The organism is Litchfieldella rifensis (genome assembly GCF_042646605.1).
Classification (GTDB): Bacteria; Pseudomonadota; Gammaproteobacteria; order Pseudomonadales; family Halomonadaceae; genus Litchfieldella; species Litchfieldella rifensis.
Genome location: NZ_JBHRUG010000002.1, coordinates 44,328 through 61,544, shown reverse-complemented (window position 1 = coordinate 61,544; position 17,217 = coordinate 44,328). Strand labels below are relative to the sequence as shown.

16 protein-coding genes are annotated in these 17,217 nt (G+C 63.2%); 15 read left to right on the top strand and 1 reads right to left on the bottom strand.

The genetic code is table 11. The annotated features are described in order from the left end of the window. Positions 1–36: 36 nt before the first annotated feature. The gene (locus tag ACFOEV_RS00955) at positions 37–765 is read right to left on the bottom strand and encodes a FadR/GntR family transcriptional regulator (protein ID WP_386770677.1); all 729 of its coding nucleotides are present in this window, start codon (positions 763–765) and stop codon (positions 37–39) included. Between the two features lie 224 nt (positions 766–989). On the opposite strand from ACFOEV_RS00955, the gene ACFOEV_RS00950 reads away from it, so the two are divergent. From ACFOEV_RS00950 to ACFOEV_RS00880, 15 genes are all read left to right on the top strand, one after another. Then, entirely contained in the window at positions 990–1,964 is a 975-nt protein-coding gene (locus ACFOEV_RS00950; RefSeq protein ID WP_386770676.1) for a TRAP transporter substrate-binding protein, read from the top strand. A gap of 6 nt (positions 1,965–1,970) precedes the next feature. Next, positions 1,971–2,588, top strand: a complete 618-nt coding sequence (locus ACFOEV_RS00945; RefSeq protein ID WP_386770674.1) for a TRAP transporter small permease — start codon at positions 1,971–1,973, stop codon at positions 2,586–2,588. Then, positions 2,585–3,865 (top strand): TRAP transporter large permease, encoded by a 1,281-nt coding sequence (locus tag ACFOEV_RS00940; RefSeq protein WP_386770672.1) that lies wholly within the window; start codon positions 2,585–2,587, stop codon positions 3,863–3,865. Before ACFOEV_RS00945 ends, ACFOEV_RS00940 begins: the two co-directional genes overlap by 4 nt. Positions 3,866–3,878: 13 nt before the next feature. Beyond that, complete coding sequence (locus ACFOEV_RS00935; RefSeq protein WP_386770670.1) at positions 3,879–4,907, top strand: 4-hydroxythreonine-4-phosphate dehydrogenase PdxA; 1,029 nt, start codon at positions 3,879–3,881, stop codon at positions 4,905–4,907. A 28-nt stretch (positions 4,908–4,935) separates the two neighbouring features. Continuing rightward, entirely contained in the window at positions 4,936–6,108 is a 1,173-nt protein-coding gene (locus tag ACFOEV_RS00930) for an L-rhamnonate dehydratase (RefSeq protein ID WP_386770668.1), read from the top strand. 11 nt (positions 6,109–6,119) lie between these two features. Further along, positions 6,120–7,112, top strand: coding sequence for an AraD1 family protein (gene araD1 / locus ACFOEV_RS00925; RefSeq protein ID WP_386770666.1), 993 nt, complete (start codon positions 6,120–6,122; stop codon positions 7,110–7,112). 32 nt (positions 7,113–7,144) lie between these two features. Further along, the gene (locus ACFOEV_RS00920) at positions 7,145–7,708 is read left to right on the top strand and encodes a TRAP transporter small permease (protein ID WP_386770662.1); all 564 of its coding nucleotides are present in this window, start codon (positions 7,145–7,147) and stop codon (positions 7,706–7,708) included. Further along, the gene (locus ACFOEV_RS00915) at positions 7,705–8,985 is read left to right on the top strand and encodes a TRAP transporter large permease subunit (RefSeq protein WP_386770660.1); all 1,281 of its coding nucleotides are present in this window, start codon (positions 7,705–7,707) and stop codon (positions 8,983–8,985) included. The genes ACFOEV_RS00920 and ACFOEV_RS00915 overlap by 4 nt, the downstream gene beginning before the upstream one ends. 93 nt (positions 8,986–9,078) lie before the next feature. After that, complete coding sequence (locus ACFOEV_RS00910; protein WP_386770658.1) at positions 9,079–10,062, top strand: TRAP transporter substrate-binding protein; 984 nt, start codon at positions 9,079–9,081, stop codon at positions 10,060–10,062. 84 nt (positions 10,063–10,146) lie between these two features. After that, complete coding sequence (locus tag ACFOEV_RS00905) at positions 10,147–11,082, top strand: YncE family protein (protein ID WP_386770656.1); 936 nt, start codon at positions 10,147–10,149, stop codon at positions 11,080–11,082. A gap of 44 nt (positions 11,083–11,126) precedes the next feature. Further along, a complete protein-coding gene (locus ACFOEV_RS00900) occupies positions 11,127–12,062 on the top strand; it encodes an amidohydrolase family protein (RefSeq protein WP_386770654.1) in 936 nt (311 codons plus the stop codon). 28 nt (positions 12,063–12,090) lie between these two features. Beyond that, positions 12,091–13,668 (top strand): aldehyde dehydrogenase (NADP(+)), encoded by a 1,578-nt coding sequence (locus tag ACFOEV_RS00895; protein WP_386770652.1) that lies wholly within the window; start codon positions 12,091–12,093, stop codon positions 13,666–13,668. Positions 13,669–13,846: 178 nt separating this feature from the next. Next, positions 13,847–14,596: an SDR family oxidoreductase gene (locus ACFOEV_RS00890; RefSeq protein WP_386770650.1), complete on the top strand. Its 750-nt coding sequence runs from the start codon at positions 13,847–13,849 to the stop codon at positions 14,594–14,596. A 39-nt stretch (positions 14,597–14,635) separates the two neighbouring features. Then, positions 14,636–15,493 (top strand): ureidoglycolate lyase, encoded by an 858-nt coding sequence (locus ACFOEV_RS00885; protein WP_386770647.1) that lies wholly within the window; start codon positions 14,636–14,638, stop codon positions 15,491–15,493. After that, a complete protein-coding gene (locus ACFOEV_RS00880; protein WP_386770645.1) occupies positions 15,490–17,130 on the top strand; it encodes a UxaA family hydrolase in 1,641 nt (546 codons plus the stop codon). The genes ACFOEV_RS00885 and ACFOEV_RS00880 overlap by 4 nt, the downstream gene beginning before the upstream one ends. The last annotated feature ends 87 nt before the right edge of the window (positions 17,131–17,217 follow it).

The following is a 17,217-nucleotide window of genomic DNA, read 5'->3' as shown; positions in this document are numbered from 1 at the left end:
TCCCTAACACGGAAATTGTTCATTTCAACATACTGCTCAAGACACCATCTTTGCCTTCGTCGTGCGATAGACACTATCGAGATGAGCCAGCATGGCACGTTCGGCGGCATCCGGGTCGCCGCGCTTCAACGCCTCGACAATATGGCCATGCTCATGGTAGCTACGCTCGATGGCACCGGCCTCGACCATTACCTGGCGGCGGATATTCAGACCATAGGCATACAGCTCTCCGGCATAACGCAACAGGATCTCGTTGTTGGCGTATTCGGAGATCAGCTTGTGGAAATTCTGGTCGGACAACTGGAAATGCACCGGGGAGTCGAATAGCTTGCTCTGGGCCTCGAGCAAGCGCTCCAGCTTGTCGATGCCTTCGGCATCGATATTGATGGCGGCACGACGGGCGATGGCTGCCTCGACCACGATACGACTCTCGAACACGCTATCCACATCGAAGCGATTCACTTCACTGGCAGCGTCTTCCGGCTGAGAGGAACGGAACCGCGCCAGCACCTCGTCACTGGCACGGATACGCGTCTTGCTGCCATGCGAGACACTGATCAACCCATAAGCGGTGATCTGCGACAACGCCCCTCTCACTGTCTCCCGACTTACCTCGAAGAGCTGGGCAAGCTCACGTTCACTGGGCAATACATCGCCGTCACGCAGTAATCCCGTCTGAATCATCTCGACCAACTTATCGGCCAGAATGTCTTTCTTGGTCTTGTTCTTGAGTGCCTTTTCAAAGGCGAACGCTGGATTGTCCATAAGGCCCTTCTCTTCCCAACTGGTCTAAACAATAGACCAGAAAGCCGAATATTGCTACCCCTCTACCGACAGCGAGATACGACAAAAGTCTAAAAACAGTGGTATTGGCTTGACGGCTCGCTGCCATGATATCTAGATTGAATACAACTGGTACGGTTAACCAACCAGTAGACCAGTTAAGCAAAACATCACATCCACATGAGAACAACAAGGATCACCACGCCATGTTCAAGAAACTCCTCGGCCTGTCCGCGCTGTCCCTGAGCCTCGCCGCGACGCAAGTCCAGGCCGACAAGATCGTCTTCGCCATCGGTGGCACACCGCAAAGCCTGCAGGGCCAGACCGCCCAGGAATTCACCCGGCGCCTACAGGAGCGGCTCGGAGATGAGCACCAGGTCGAATACTACGACAGTGGCCAATTGGGCGACGAGCGCCAACTGATCCAGAAACTACGCCTGGGCACCGTCGACCTGGCGGCGATTTCCTCGATCATGTCCTCGGTGTCGCCCGACTTCGCGCTGTTCGACCTGCCGTTCCTGGTCAAGGACCGCGCCCACCTCAAGCGCATCGACCAGGACATCGTGATGACCGACCTGGCCGAAAGCGCCGACGCCAAGGGCTTGCACCTCGTTTCCACTTGGGAGAATGGCTTCCGCCATATCACCAACAGCGAACGGCCGATCAATACGCCCCAGGATCTCGATGGTCTCAAGATCCGCACGCCACAGAGCGAGTGGCGCACCCTGATGTTCCGCACCTGGGGCGCCAACCCCACGCCGATGGCCTTCTCCGAAGTGTTCGTCGGTTTGCAGACCGGGGTCGTCGACGGTCAAGAGAACCCGCTCAGCAATATCGATGGCGCCAAGTTCCAGGAGGTCCAGGACTACCTGTCGCTCTCCAACCATGTCTACTCACCGATCTGGCTGACCGCGGGCAAGAGCGGTTGGGAGAAACTTCCCGAAGACGTGCGTACCGCCATCAGCGAGGTCGCCGCCGAGACCCAGGACTGGGCGCTGGCCAAGGGTACGGAGCTCGACGACAGCCTGCTCAGCACCATGCGCGAGGCCGGCATGGAGATCAACCAGGTCGATCGCAACGCCTTCGTCGAAGCCAGCAACCCCGTCTACCAGTCCTTCTCCGAAAAGGTGCCGGACGGTCAGGCACTGGTCGACCGCGCCATGGCGCTGGCCGAGGAGTGATACCTCATGTCCTCACGTTCGGGCGCCGTCCAGGCGCCCTCTCACTCAACGTCACGGGAGGCAGGTGTCATGGCGCTGATCGACCGCTCGCGTTTCCTGCTGGAACGGCTTCTGGAGGTCTTCACCGTGGCCCTGCTGCTGACCCTGACCGCCATCGTCGTCGGTGCCGTGGGCTTTCGCATGCTGGGCAGTTCGATTGCCTGGTACGACGAGGTCGCCTCGATCGGCCTGGCCTGGCTGAGCTTCTACGGGGCCAACCTGGCGGCCCTCAAGCGTGCCCATATGGGGTTCCCCGGTCTGGTCAGCCGCGCACCGGCAGCCATCCGCACCACCCTGTTCATCGCCTCGGAAGTCATCGTGATCGGCTTCTTCGCCGTCGTGGCGTTCTACGGCTATCGGGTACTCGAGGTGCTCGCCTGGGACAGCTTGGTTTCCCTGCCCTGGATCGGACTCGATGTTACCCAGTCGGTGATCCCGATCAGCGCCGCGCTGTTCATTCTCTGTGAGCTGCTCAGCCTGCCCATGGCCTGGCGCAAGATGCGCAGCGGTGTGAACAGCGAGACGGAAGAGATCGAAGCCGCCATCCGACAGGCCGAGGAAGACCTCCAGGAGCATCGCACATGACACTCCTGATCATCATTGCCGCTCTCTTCGCCCTGGTGCTGATCAACGTACCCATTGCGGTGGCCATCGGCGTCGTCGGGGTGGTGGGCGTCTACCTCAACATGGGCGCCGAGGCCCTGGTCAACGTCCCGCTGACGCTGTTCAATGGGGCCACCAAGTTTCCGCTGATCGCCATTCCCCTGTTCATCTTCGCCGGTGCCCTGATGAACACCTCGGGCATCTCCATGCGCCTGATCAACCTGGTCACGGCCATGATCGGTTTCGTGCGCGGTGGCCTGGCGATGGTCAACGTCGGGGTCTCGCTGTTCTTCGCCGAGATATCCGGTTCGGCGGTCGCCGACGTGGCCGCCACCGGTTCGGTATTGATCCCGGAGATGAAGCGGCGTAAGTACAACCCCAATTTCTCCGCTGCCATCACCTCGTCCTCGGCCTCACTGGCGATCATCATTCCACCGTCGCTGTCGATGATCCTGTATGGCGCCATCGCCGACACCTCCATCGTCAAGCTGTTCGTGGCTGGTATCGTGCCCGGCCTCCTTGGCGCCGCGGGGCTCGCCGGTGCCTGCTACTACTATGCGGTGAAATATGACCTGCCACGTGAAGACGCCTTCAATCTGAGCCGGCTGGGCAAGGCCTTCAAGGAAGCCTTCTGGGCCCTGCTGTTGCCGGTGATCATTCTTGGCGGGATCTTCGGCGGCTTCGTCACTGCCACCGAAGGCGCCAGCATTGCCGTGCTCGCCGCCCTGCTGATCGGCGGTCTCATCTACCGCGAATTGAACCTCAATATCCTCTACCGCTCGGTGATCGATGGCGTGGTGCAGACCTCTGTGGTGATGCTGCTGGTGGCTACCTCCGCGGTACTCGGGCTGTTCCTCACCGAGATGCAACTGCCCCAGCAGTTGGCCCGCGAGATCACCGCCATCACCCAGGATCCGGTGCTGGTCCTGGCCCTGCTCAATATCCTGCTGCTGCTACTCGGCATGTTCCTGCATGGTGCCGCCGCCATCATCCTGGTGGTGCCCATCGTCATGCCCCTGGTACAGCAGATCGGTATCGACCCGATCCACTTCGGTCTGATCCTGACCCTCAACCTGGCCATCGGACAGCAGACACCGCCCGTCGCCTCGGTGCTGGCCACCTCCTGTTCCATCGCCAAGACCGATATGTGGGAAGTCACCAAGGTCAACCTGCCGATGATCCTGGTGCTGTTCATCGTGTTGATGCTGGTGACCTATGTCCCCGCCATTCCCATGACCCTCGTCAATCTCTTCTACTGAGCCGGAGCTATTCATGAACGATTCACGTCCTGTCATCGCTGTCACCCTGGGGGACCCTGCCGGCATCGGGCCCGAACTGATCGCCAAGCTGTTCGCCGAAACGGCGCTGTTCAGCGCGGTGCCTACCGTGCTGGTGGGCGATCGCTGGCTATGGGAGGAAGGCCAGCACGTTGCCAGCATCAGCCACCAGCTTCCCGAGGTCGATAGCTTCGCCGCTGCCCGCGACCACGACGGTCCAGTGTTTATGCCCGTCGAGACCGTCGCCAAGGGCGTGGTTCCCTATGCCGAGGAAACCGCCGCTGGCGGCGCCTCGACACTGGATGTGCTGACCCGCTGTCTGGAAGCCGCCCAGGCCGGCGACGTGGATGCCATCTGCTTCGCGCCGCTCAACAAGTTCTCGATGAAGAAGGGCGGGCTCCAGCACGAGGACGAACTGCACTTCTTCGCCGAACACCTGGGCGTCGACAGCTACTTCTGCGAGTTCAATACCCTGGGCACCCTGTGGACCTCGCGTATCTCCTCGCACATCCCGCTCAAGGATGCCGCGCAGTACGTGACCAAGGAGCGCATCGTCGCGGCCAGCAAGCTGATTTACGACTCGCTGCTCCTGGCCGGCTTCGAAGCGCCGCGTGTCGCGGTGGCGGCCTTCAACCCCCACGGCGGCGAGGGCGGCACCTGTGGGCGCGAGGAGATCGACGTCATCGAGCCTGCGGTCAAGGAGTGTCAGGCCCAGGGCTATCCCATCGCCGGGCCCTTCCCCGCCGACACCATCTTCATCAAGGCCCGTGACGGCGAGTACGACGCCATCGTCACCATGTACCACGACCAGGGGCAGATCGCGATCAAGCTGCTGGGCTTCAAGCAGGGCGTGACCGTCCAGGGCGGCCTGCCGATCCCCATCACCACGCCGGCCCACGGCACCGCCTTCGATATCGCCGGCCAGGGCAAGGCCGATGTCGGCCCGACCCGTAACGCTTTTGCCATCGCTTGCCGCATGGGCGAGAGCCTGCGTCGCCAGCGTCTCGAAACCCTCAACGCTTGAACACTAACAGACACAAGGAAAGCCAAAGATGAAGATCACCCAGGTCCGTGCCCGCGTCTTCGAATGGAAAGGCCACACCGTGCCCCCAACGCCCCACTTCTGCTCCAACGCCATGGACGAGCTGTGGGACAAGGGCGACTCCATGGGCACCTTCCGCTTCCATGGTTGGACCACGGTCGAGATCGAGACCGACACCGGCCTGGTGGGCCTGGGTAACGTGGCGCTGGCACCGCGCATCGCCAAGGCCATCGTCGACCAGTACCTGGCGCCGTTGGTGATCGGCCAGGACCCCTTCGACTATGAATACCTGTGGCAGCGCATGTACCGCTCCACCCATGCCTGGGGTCGCAAGGGCATCGGCATGGCGGCAATCTCTGGCGTCGACATCGCGATCTGGGACCTGATGGGCAAGGCACTGGGCAAGCCGGTGTTCAAGCTGCTCGGCGGGCGCACCAAGGAGAAGATTCCCTGCTACGCCTCCAAGCTCTATCGCACCGACCTCAAGTCGATGCAGGAAGAGGCCCAGTCCTACCTCGACCAGGGCTTCAAGGCGATGAAGATGCGCTTCGGCTATGGCCCCAAGGACGGTCCCGAGGGCGTGCGTGCCAACCTCGATAGCGTCGCTGCGGTACGTGAAGTCATCGGCGAGGACATCGACCTGATGCTCGAGTGCTACATGGGCTGGAACCTGGAGTATGCCAAGCGCATGTTGCCGAAGCTGGAGCGCTTCCAGCCGCGCTGGCTCGAGGAGCCGGTGATTGCCGACGATATCGACGGCTACGCTGAGCTCAATCAACTGACCAGCATTCCGATCTCCGGCGGTGAACACGAGTTCACGCACTACGGCTTCCGCCAGCTACTCGAGAAGCGGGCCGTATCGGTCATCCAGTACGACACCAACCGCGTCGGCGGCATCACCGCGGCACGCAAGATCAACGCCATCGCCGAATCCTTCAGCGTGCCGGTGATCCCCCACGCTGGGCAGATGCATAACTACCACCTGACCATGTCGACGTTGGCCTCGCCGATGTCCGAGTTCTTCCCGGTGCATGACGTCGAGATCGGCAACGAACTCTTCTACTACCTGTTCGAAGGCGATCCTGAGCCGGTCAACGGCTTCCTCGACCTCGATGATGACACCCCCGGGTTGGGGCTGTCGCTCAACGAGCGTTACTTCGACCAGTTCACCATCATCGAGTGAGGCGTCACACCATGCGAATCGTACAAGTCATGACGCCCCGCGGCGTGTATGCCGCGGTAGTCGAAAGCCGCGACCAATTGCGCCTGATCGACTTTCCCGGCGGCACCTATGCGCTGGCCCGGGCGGCCATCGCCGAGGGAGTGACCCTGGCCGAGTTCATCGCATCTCGCCGCTGCCATGAGCTGCTGGATTACAAGCAGGCGCTCGACAAGCGCCTGCTGCTGCCCCCGGTCACCCATCCCGACCCGGCACACTGCCTGGTCACCGGCACCGGCCTGACCCACCTGGGCAGCGCGGACACCCGTTCGGCCATGCATGCCCACACCGACGAGAGCGAACTCACCGACTCCATGCGCATGTTCAAGCTCGGCGTCGAGGGCGGCAAACCGCAAGCCGAGCGAGTCGGGGCGCAACCGGAATGGTTCTACAAGGGCGATGGCAGCATCGTCGTCGCGCCGGAACGGCCTTTCGAGGTGCCGGCCTTCGCCGAAGACGCCGGCGAGGAACCGGAGTTGGTCGGCGTCTACCTCAATGGCCCCGACGGCACGCCTTACCGCCTCGGTTACGCCGTCGGCAACGAATTCTCCGACCACGTCACCGAACGCGCCAACTACCTGTGGCTGGCGCATTCCAAGCTGCGGCCATGCAGCTTCGGCCCGGAACTGTTGATCGGCGAACTGCCGACATACCTGGAAGGCGAAAGCCGCATCGTGCGCGAAGGCAAGGTGATGTGGTGTAAGCCCTTCCTCACCGGCGAGGCCAACATGGCCCACAGCCTCGCCAACCTGGAACACCACCACTTCAAGTATGCGCAGTTCCGACTCCCCGGCGATCTGCACGTGCACTACTTCGGCACCGCCACCCTGAGCTTTGCCGATGGCGTCGAAGTGCGCGATGGCGACCGTTTCGAGATCGAACTGCCGACGCTGGGGCGCGCCCTGTGCAACCCGGTGCGCTTCGCGCCAAGAAGCAACGACACCCCTGTGCGGGTGCATTCCCTGTAGGCGCCAGGCTTTCCACAAAAGGTACCCGCATCATGTCTCAGAGTGCTGAGCGCCATACCCAGGCGACGCCAACTACGCCGGGGGCCCTCTACGCCCCTATCGCTCTGCTCACGCAGTGGGTGGAGAAGACACTCAACCTCACGATGGTACTGGCGCTGGTCAGCATGATCGTGCTGGTCTTCACCAACGTGGTGCTTCGTTACGGCTTCAACAGCGGCATTTCCGTCAGCGTCGAGCTGTCACGCTTCCTGTTCGTGTGGGTGACCTTCCTGGGCGCCGTCACCGCCCTGCTGCGCCATGAGCACCTGAGCGTGACGACGCTGGCCGAGCGCCTACCGCGTCCGGCCCAGGCAGTGCTAAGGCGTCTGGTCACCCTGGTCATGCTGGGTTGCTGCTTGATGCTGCTCAAGGGCAGCTACGAACAGACCCTGCTGAACTGGAGCAACCTTTCCCCGATCAGCGGCATCCCCGTCGGCGTCTTCTACCTGGCCGGCCTGATGGCCGGGGTGCTGATGTCCGTGATCCTGGCCTATCGGCTGCTGATGCCCGCCGCAGCGCCACCCACAGCACCGCCCCGTGAAGGAGTAGCGTCATGACCATCGCGCTGTTCCTCGGCTCGCTGCTCGCCTCCATCGGCCTGAGCGTGCCCATCGCCTTCGCCCTGCTGGTCAGCGCCGTGGTACTGATGCTGCACCTGGATATGTTCAATTCGCAGATCCTGGCGCAGAACCTGGTCAACGGGGCCGACAGCTACACCCTGCTGGCGATTCCTTTCTTCCTCGTCGCCGGTGAAGTGATGTCACGCGGCGGCCTGTCGCAGCGTATCGTCTCGCTGGCCATGACACTGGTCGGGCACCGCAAGGGTGGCCTGGGCTTCGTGGCCATCTTCGCCGCCATCATCATGGCCAGCCTGTCCGGTTCGGCCGTGGCCGATACCGCCGCCCTGGCCAGCATGCTGCTGCCGATGATGCGCCAGGCCGGCTATCCGCTCGGGCGTTCCTCGGGCCTGATGGCGGCCGGTGGCATCATCGCACCGATCATTCCCCCTTCGATCCCGCTGATCATCATCGGCGTGGCCGGCGGCATCTCGATCGGCAAGCTGTTCCTGGCCGGTATCGTACCGGGCCTGATCATGGGCGCGACACTGGTGTTGCTATGGTCGCTCATGACGCGCAAGGAAGACCTGGTCGTGGCCGAGAAAGCCACCCTCAGCGAACGCCTCAAGGCACTCAGGGAGAGCTTCTGGGCCATCCTGCTGCCGGTCATCATCATCGGCGGCATCAAGACCGGCATGTTCACGCCTACGGAAGCCGGTGTCGTGGCGGCCGTCTACGCGATCTTCGTCGCTACCGTGGTCTATCGCGAGTTGAACCTTGTCCAGCTCTACGACGTGCTGACCCAGGCCGCGCGCAGTACCGCCATCGTCATGTTCCTGGTCGCCGCCGCCATGGTGGCCTCGTGGCTGATCAGCATCGCCCAACTGCCAATGATGGTCTCCGCCATGCTGGAGCCGCTGGCCGACGACCCGCGACTGCTGATGCTGGCGATCATGGCAGTGGTACTGATCGTCGGCATGGTCATGGACCTGACACCGACCATCCTGGTGCTGACCCCGATCCTGATGCCCATCGTCAAGCTGGCCGGCATCGACCCGGTCTACTTCGGCATCATGTTCGTCCTCAACTGCTCCATCGGCCTGATCACGCCTCCCGTGGGCAACGTGCTCAACGTCATCACCAGCGTCGGCAACCTGAAATTCGAGAAGGCCGTGTCGGGCGTCATGCCTTTCGCCCTGGCCTATGTGGTGATCCTGCTGCTGTTCGTGGCTTTCCCGCAGATCATCACGATCCCGCTCTACTGGCTGGCCGGCTAACCAATGACATACGGCCACCATCGAGCTCCCGTGCGTGAGCTGAAAACATGGCTCATGCCGATACACCGCAGCGCAACCAAGAAGAGAGAGACCATGAAACGTCTGATAAAAGCGTCCACGATTGTCCTGATCGCCGCCAGCTCGCTGTCACAGGCACACGCCGATACCGTACTCAAGCTGGCACATGCCGCACCGCATGGCGATACCCAGCAGGCCGCGGCGGAACGCTTCGCCGAACTGGTCGAGGAACGTACCGACGGCGAAGTCACCGTCAAGGTCTTCGGCAACGGGGTACTCGGTAACGATCAGCAGATGATCTCCGGCGTACGCAGCGGCACCATCGATATCGAGATGTCCGGCAACCCCAACTTCGCCGGGCTCGAACCCGCCCTCGGCGCCTTCGACCTGCCTTACATCTTCGCCGACCGCGAACAGGCCTATCGGGTACTCGACGGCGAGGTCGGTCAGCGGGCGCTCGGCCTGCTGGAGGACGATGGCCTCAAGGGCCTGGCGTTCTGGGAAGTCGGCTTCCGTGCCATGACCAACGCCAAGCACCCGATCAAGACACCCGATGACGTCAAGGGGCTGGTGATGCGCACCAACTCCAACAAGTCGCTGATCGAGGCCTTCTCGCTGCTTGGCGCCAACCCGGTGCCGATGCCCATCGGCGAGCTCTACACGGCGCTCGAGACCGGTACCGTCGACGCCCAGGACCATCCCATCGGCATCGTCTGGTCGGCCGGTTTCCACGAGGTCCAGGATTACCTGTCGCTGACCAACCAGGCCTACACCTCGCTGATCATGGTGATGAATCAAGACAAGTTCGCCAGCCTCTCACCGGCGTATCAGCAAGTGTTGGTCGAATCGGCGCGTGAAGCCGGCGACTACCAGCGCGAACTGAATATCGAGAATGAGCAGCGAATCATTGCCGCGCTGCGTGACAGTGGCATGCGGGTCGAGGAAGACGTGGATACCGCCGCCTTCCAGGAAGTGATTCGCCCGACCTGGGACAGCTATATCGCCGAGAACGGCAGCGAATGGATCGATGCCATTCAGGGTGCCGTGAAACACAACTGATGCCGCGGGTCAATGACGGCATTTCCTGACCACAGCGTTCGGCGCCCGTCCACCGGGCGCCCTCTCATCCCCTGGAGATCACACATGATGGCTCGCGAAGTCCTGCTCCTGAACCAAAAGTGCGCTCACACCCTGAGCCTTTACGATGCCCAGACTGGCGAGGAGCTCAAGCACATCCGTCTACCCGACTACCCGCATGAGTTCGTGGTCGACTCCCAGGGCAAATACGCCTTCGTCGGCCACTACGGCATCCTCGGCGCCGATTGCATCGGCGACCAGGGCGGATGTTCGGTGTTCGTCATCGACCTCGAGACCCTCGAGCACGTCAACACCCTCAGCACTTGGCCCTACTACCGCATTCACGGTCTCGGTATCGACGACCAGGATCGCCTCTATGCCATGAGCGAGGGGCACAACACCCTGCTGCTGTTCAATGATCCGCTCAATTCCACGGCTCCGGATCTGGCCGTCTCCTCCGGTGGCTACAAGACCCACCTGTTCGCCCTCACCCGTCGTGGCGACTGGGCCTACGGCGTCAATCTGCTCAGCAATACCATCACCAAGTTCAAGCCGCACGACGCCACCTTCTCACCGATTGCGATGATTCCGGGACGCAAGCCGGAGGGCAATTGCCTGTCCGCCGACGAACGCACCCTGTTCATCAGCAATCGCGACGACGACAGCATCGTCGCCATCGACACCGAGTCGATGACGGTGCAGAACAGCGCCACCACCGGTCGCGACCCGAATCGCATCTACTCTGACCCGCTTCATCGCCTGATCACCACCAACTATGGCGAGAGTTCGCTGTCGCTGTTCGACCAGCAACTGAATCCGCTGGGACACATCGAGCTCGACAGCATCCCCATCGCCATGAGTTTCCACCCCAACGGCGAACACGCCTTCGTCTCGTTGAAGGGCGACCACATCGGGGTACTGAATCTGGAATCCGGCAAGGTCGTTCGCCGCTTCGCCACGCGTGCGGAACCCGACGTGTCCTGCTTGCTGGTACGTGACTGACGACACACGGGCCCACCACCGACGCGCAAGGAGCTGCCCAAGCAATGAATGCCGAACAGCCACTGATCGATGCCCATCATCACTTCTGGGCCCTGGATGGCAGCGTGGCCTATCCCTGGCTGGAAGATCGTCCCGTGGAAGGGTTCTTTCTCGGCGACTACCGTACGATCCGCCAACCATTCCTGGTCGCTGACCTGAAAGCCCTGGTGCCCGAAGGCTACCGGCTGGTGGGTAGTGTGCACTGTGAAGCGGAGGCCGAACGTAGCCAGGCGGAGCGCGAAACCCTCTGGATTGCCGCAACGCATGAGCGACACGGGTTGCCCACGGCACATGTCGGCTGGGCGGCCTTCGGTCGGCCGGAATGTGCCGCGCAGCTGGATGCCCAGATGGGCTCGCCATTGTTCCGCGGTGTGCGTGCCAAGCCGCTGACTGCCGCCACCCCGGACAAGGCCGCCCACGTTCGTGGTGGCAGCGGTACCCTGCAGGATCGTCACTGGTGTGAAGGCTTGGCCATGCTGGCCGAACGCGGGCTTTCCTGGGATCTGCGCGTCCCCGCCTGGCACCTGCAGGAAGCCGCCGACACGCTCGAGGCCTTCCCCGGACTGCGTGTCATCCTCAATCACACCGGGCTGCCGTGGGATCGCACCCCTCGAGGGCTCGCCACCTGGCGCTCCGGCATGCGCGCCTTGGCTGCCAATCCCAATGTGGCGGCCAAGCTCTCGGAGCTGGGCACGCCCTGGCATGACTGGGACCCCAGCGCCAATCTCGACCTGCTCTGCGAAACCCTGGAGCTGTTCGGTCCAGAGCGCTGCCTGTTCGCCAGCAACTTCCCTGTCTCCAGCCTCAGGATCAGCTACCGCGACTGGCTGGACCTGATCGAAACCGCTATTTCAAGGACCAGCCCCGATCATCGCCAGGCCGTCCTTCACCACAACGCCGTGCACTGGTATCGCCTGCCCTTTCAGATCGACACCCCCTGACTCACCATCGAGAAGCGGAGAATCATCCATGCAACCCAGCGGACATCAACTTATCGGCCAACAGACAGTGGTCGCCAATGGTGCGTCGATCCATGCCATCGACCCATCCACCGGCGAAACTTTGATTCCCACCTATGCAGGCGGTGGCAAGACGGAAGTCGACCAGGCCTGCGCCCTGGCCGAGGAAGCCTTCGCCACCTATCGTGAAAGCTCGCTCGAGGAGCGCGCGGCGTTCCTGGAAACCATTGCCAGCGAGATCGAGACCATCGGCGACGCCCTGATCGAGCGAGGCATGGCGGAGACCGGCCTGCCGCGGGCGCGCCTCGAGGGCGAGCGCGGCCGCACCTGTGGCCAGTTGCGCCTGTTCGCCTCGGTGGTGCGCGCCGGCGAATGGCTCGATGTGCGCCTCGACCCGGCCCTGCCCGAGCGCCAGCCGCTGCCAAGGGTCGACCTGCGCCAGCGCCACGTGCCGCTCGGCCCGGTGGCGGTGTTCGGTGCCAGCAACTTCCCGCTGGCCTTCTCCGTCGCCGGCGGCGACACTGCATCAAGCTTAGCCGCCGGCTGCCCGGTGGTGGTCAAGGGTCACTCCGCCCATCCCGGCACCTCGGAGCTGGTTGGCCGCGCCGTGCAGGCCGCGGTGGCCAAGTGCGAGTTGCCCGAGGGCGTGTTCTCGCTGCTGTTCGGTTCCGGCAACGACATCGGCCAGGCGCTGGTCGCCGACCCGCGCATCCAGGCGGTGGGCTTCACCGGCTCGCGGCGCGGCGGCCAGGCATTGATGGCGACCGCCCAGGCGCGTCCGCAGCCGATCCCGGTCTATGCCGAGATGAGCTCCATCAACCCGGTATTCCTGCTGCCCGAGGCCCTCAAGCACCGGGGTGGCGATATCGCCGAGAGCTTCGTCGCCTCGCTGACCATGGGCGCCGGGCAGTTCTGTACCAACCCGGGCCTGCTGATCGGTCTCGCGGGACCGGAGCTCGAGGCGTTCGTCGATGCCGCCGGCGAGGCGGTCAAGGCCAGCGCCACCCAGACCATGCTCACTCCGGGTATCCACGCCACCTACCAAGACGGTGTCGGGGCGCTGGCCGGCCATGACAAGGTGCGCCAGATCGCGCGCGGCCCGGCCGGTGACGGCCCCTACCAGTGCCAGGCGGCACTGTTCGCCACCACGGCGGCCGACTTCCTGGCCGATGACGCCCTGCAGGCCGAGGTGTTCGGCGCCAGCGCGCTGGTGGTCGAGTGCGCCAACCCGGAAGAGATGCAGGCCGTGGCAACCCAACTGGATGGCCAGCTCACCGCTACCCTGCAGATGGACGACAGTGATCTCGAGGCGGCCAAGGCACTGCTGCCGGTACTCGAACGCCAGGCCGGGCGGGTGCTGGCCAACGGCTGGCCGACCGGGGTCGAGGTGTGTCATGCCATGGTCCATGGCGGGCCCTTCCCGGCCACCTCCGACTCGCGCACTACCTCGGTGGGCAGTGCCGCCATCCAGCGCTTCCTGCGCCCGGTGTGCTACCAGAACCTGCCGGCAGGGCTACTGCCCGATGCGCTCAAGGATGGCAACCCGCTGGGGGTCAGCCGCCTGGTGGACGGCAAGCGCGAAGCCTAGACAGCTCGATCCGCTTCACCAATGAAAAAGGGGCGGCCCCAATGGGCCGCCCCTTTTTCGCTTATGCCTGGTTCAGCGAGTTGGCAAGAGTAAGAATCTATACCATACTCGAGACGAACATCATCCTAGTATCCTGTCATACAGGTATACGATAACAACAGGCAAGGAAATGCTCGCCATGCGACTCTTGCACAAGACCGCCTTGATCACCGCTGCCGGCCAAGGCATCGGTCGCGCGACCGCCCTGCGCTTCGCCAGTGAAGGGGCCCAGGTCATTGCCACCGATATCGATGCCGACAAGCTCGAGAACCTGGCCACGACTCCTGGCATTGAAACTCGCCAACTGGACGTCTTGGATGCCGGGGCCATTGCCGCGCTAGCTGACGAGTTGCCCCCCATGGATGTGCTGTTCAACTGTGCGGGCCTTGTGCATAGCGGTGCCTTGCTGGATTGCGAAGAAGCCGATTGGGAATTGTCCCTGGCGCTCAACGTCACCGCCATGTACCGCATGATCCGTGCCTTTCTGCCAGATATGCTCGAGAAGGGAGGCGGCAGCATCGTCAACATGGCCTCGGTGGCTTCGAGCCTCAAAGGCGTGTCCAATCGCTTCGCCTATGGCACCACCAAGGCCGCGGTCATCGGCCTGACCAAGTCGGTGGCAGCCGACTACATCGGCCAGGGCATTCGCTGCAATGCCATCTGCCCCGGCACAGTGGAATCCCCCTCGCTCAGGGAACGCATCCGCGCCCAGGCGGTACAGCAAGGGCGCGAGGAAAACGACGTCTATCGCGACTTCATCGCCCGCCAGCCAATGGGGCGGCTGGGCAAGCCCGAAGAGATCGCCGCCCTGGCCACCTACCTGGCCTCGGACGAGTCGGCCTACACTACCGGGACGACCCAGATCATCGATGGCGGCTGGTTGACCTGACTCCCTGCCCCAACAAGGAACACAGAGGACACGACGACAATGAAACTGCTTCGCTTCGGCCCTGTCGGCCATGAGAAACCCGGCCTGCTGGATGCGGACGGCGTCATCCGCGATCTCTCGGCGCATGTCACCGATCTCACCGGCGACCATCTGAGTCGCGCCTACCTGGCCGAGTTGGCGACCCTGGATCCCACTCGGCTGCCCGCGATCTCCGCGGACACGCGCCTGGGGCCCTGTGTCGGCCGGGTCGGCAAGTTCATCTGCATCGGCCTCAACTACTCCGATCATGCCGCCGAAACCGGCGCCGAGGTTCCTGCCGAGCCGGTAGTCTTCAACAAGTGGACCAGCGCGATTTGCGGCCCCAACGACGATGTCATCATCCCGCGCGGCTCGCAGAAGACCGACTGGGAAGTCGAACTGGGCGTGGTGATCGGCAAGGTCGGCCGCTATATCGACGAGGCCGACGCCATGGACCACGTGGCCGGCTTCTGCGTGGTCAATGACGTTTCCGAGCGTGAATACCAACTCGAGCGGTGCGGCAGCTGGGACAAGGGCAAGGGCTGCGATACCTTCGGCCCCTTGGGCCCGTGGCTGGTCACCCCCGACGAGATCGCCGACCCGCACGACTTGGCCATGTGGCTGGAAGTCGATGGCCACCGTTACCAGGATGGCAGCACCCGAACCATGGTCTACCGGGTGCCGTTCCTGATCAGCTATCTGAGCCGCTTCATGAGCCTGCAACCCGGCGATGTCATTTCCACCGGCACCCCGCCCGGTGTTGGCATGGGCCAACAACCGCCGGTTTACCTCAAGCCGGGGCAACGCATGCGCCTGGGCATCGCAGGGCTGGGCGAGCAGCACCAGTTGGCGGTGGCCGACGAGGAGCGCACGACATGAGCCAAACCATCGCCAGCGACACCTTCGCCCATTCCAGTCTACGCGTACATGTCGCCGACAATGTGCGCGTCGCACTCAAGGACCTGCCGGTGGCTCATGAGGTCGAGGACAACAACCGCCTAGTCCGCCTAGTCGAACCCATTCGTCACAAGCACAAGTTCGCGCTCGAGGATCTCGCCGAGGGCGAGTCGGTAATCATGTACGGCGTCACCGTGGGGCGCGCTATCCGGGCGATCGCCGCGGGGGCCGCCATCACCACCGACAATGTCGAGCACTCCACCGACAGCAGCCAGCCGCAGGGCCGGCACGACCACTGGAATGCACCGGAAGTCAGTGCCTTTCAGGGCATGACCTTCGACGGCTATCACCGCCCCGATGGCCGGGTCGGCACCGCCAACGTGTGGCTGGTGGTGCCCCTGGTGTTCTGCGAGAACCGCAACATCGAGGTGCTGCGCCAATGCGTGGCCGATGCCTTGGGCGAAGACCCCTACCGCGACTACAAGCGCATGGCACGGGAACTATTGCATGGCCGGGCGGCCTTCAAGCCGGAGCCAGCACCGCGACAGCGTCTGTTCCCCAACGTCGATGGCGTGCGCTTCCTGACCCATACCCTTGGCTGCGGCGGCACCGACGATGACGCCCAGGCACTGTGCCAACTGTTGGCCGGCTATATCTGTCATCCCAATGTGGCCGGCGCCACCGTGCTCAGCCTGGGCTGCCAGAAGTCGCAGATCGGTATGCTCAAGGCCGCCGTGGCCGAGCGTGACCCGAATGGGCTGCGTCCGGTGCATTATTTCGAGCAGCAGGCAACCGGTAGCGAAGAGGCATTGATTCGTGAAGCCCTGACCACCATCTTCGATGGCTTGGCCGAAGCCAACCGCGTCACGCGCACACCGGCTCCGCTGTCGGAACTGACCATCGGTCTCGAATGCGGCGGCTCCGACGGCTTCTCGGGGCTTTCCGCCAACCCACTGGTGGGCGCGGTGATCGATCGCTTGGTGGCACTGGGTGGCAGCGGCATCCTTAGCGAGTTTCCCGAGCTGTGCGGTGTCGAGCACGAACTGATCGCCCGCTGTCGAGACACACGAGTGGCCGAGCGCTTCCGTCAGTTGATGGACGCCTACCAGCGCCATGCCGCCTCGGTGGGAGCCCACTTCTCGATGAATCCCTCACCGGGCAATATCCGCGACGGCCTGATCACCGATGCCATGAAGTCGGCCGGGGCGGCCAAGAAAGGCGGCGACAGCCCGGTGGTCGATGTGCTCGATTACACCGAACCTACGGTACGCAAAGGTCTGAATCTGCTATGCACGCCGGGCAACGACGTCGAATCGACCACCGCTCTGGTGGGCTCCGGCGCCAACCTGGTGATGTTCACCACCGGGCTCGGCACCCCCACCGGCAATCCCGTGGCGCCGGTACTGAAGATCGCCAGTAACAGCGAGCTGGCCACGCGCATGCCTGATGTCATCGACTTCGACGCCGGCCCCATTATCCGTGGCGAAGCGCAGATCGACGAACTCGCCGATAAGTTGCTTAGGCTATGTGTCGACACGGCTTCCGGGCGATACCTGCCTCGAGCCGTGCAACTTGCCCAGTACGACTTCATCCCCTGGAAACGCGGCGTGTCGCTCTAAGGAAGCGCCGGGCATACAGCTTGATATCCAGTCGACCTCGAACCCCTGCTCACCGATACAGTCCAGTAAGGCATCGGCATGAAAAAG

Coding starts and splice junctions, on each gene's coding strand:
- ACFOEV_RS00955 (WP_386770677.1), bottom strand. CDS start 765: ATGGACAATCCAGCGTTCGCCTTTGAAAAGGCACTCAAGAACAAGACC.
- ACFOEV_RS00950 (WP_386770676.1), top strand. CDS start 990: ATGTTCAAGAAACTCCTCGGCCTGTCCGCGCTGTCCCTGAGCCTCGCC.
- ACFOEV_RS00945 (WP_386770674.1), top strand. CDS start 1,971: ATGTCCTCACGTTCGGGCGCCGTCCAGGCGCCCTCTCACTCAACGTCA.
- ACFOEV_RS00940 (WP_386770672.1), top strand. CDS start 2,585: ATGACACTCCTGATCATCATTGCCGCTCTCTTCGCCCTGGTGCTGATC.
- ACFOEV_RS00935 (WP_386770670.1), top strand. CDS start 3,879: ATGAACGATTCACGTCCTGTCATCGCTGTCACCCTGGGGGACCCTGCC.
- ACFOEV_RS00930 (WP_386770668.1), top strand. CDS start 4,936: ATGAAGATCACCCAGGTCCGTGCCCGCGTCTTCGAATGGAAAGGCCAC.
- araD1 (WP_386770666.1), top strand. CDS start 6,120: ATGCGAATCGTACAAGTCATGACGCCCCGCGGCGTGTATGCCGCGGTA.
- ACFOEV_RS00920 (WP_386770662.1), top strand. CDS start 7,145: ATGTCTCAGAGTGCTGAGCGCCATACCCAGGCGACGCCAACTACGCCG.
- ACFOEV_RS00915 (WP_386770660.1), top strand. CDS start 7,705: ATGACCATCGCGCTGTTCCTCGGCTCGCTGCTCGCCTCCATCGGCCTG.
- ACFOEV_RS00910 (WP_386770658.1), top strand. CDS start 9,079: ATGAAACGTCTGATAAAAGCGTCCACGATTGTCCTGATCGCCGCCAGC.
- ACFOEV_RS00905 (WP_386770656.1), top strand. CDS start 10,147: ATGATGGCTCGCGAAGTCCTGCTCCTGAACCAAAAGTGCGCTCACACC.
- ACFOEV_RS00900 (WP_386770654.1), top strand. CDS start 11,127: ATGAATGCCGAACAGCCACTGATCGATGCCCATCATCACTTCTGGGCC.
- ACFOEV_RS00895 (WP_386770652.1), top strand. CDS start 12,091: ATGCAACCCAGCGGACATCAACTTATCGGCCAACAGACAGTGGTCGCC.
- ACFOEV_RS00890 (WP_386770650.1), top strand. CDS start 13,847: ATGCGACTCTTGCACAAGACCGCCTTGATCACCGCTGCCGGCCAAGGC.
- ACFOEV_RS00885 (WP_386770647.1), top strand. CDS start 14,636: ATGAAACTGCTTCGCTTCGGCCCTGTCGGCCATGAGAAACCCGGCCTG.
- ACFOEV_RS00880 (WP_386770645.1), top strand. CDS start 15,490: ATGAGCCAAACCATCGCCAGCGACACCTTCGCCCATTCCAGTCTACGC.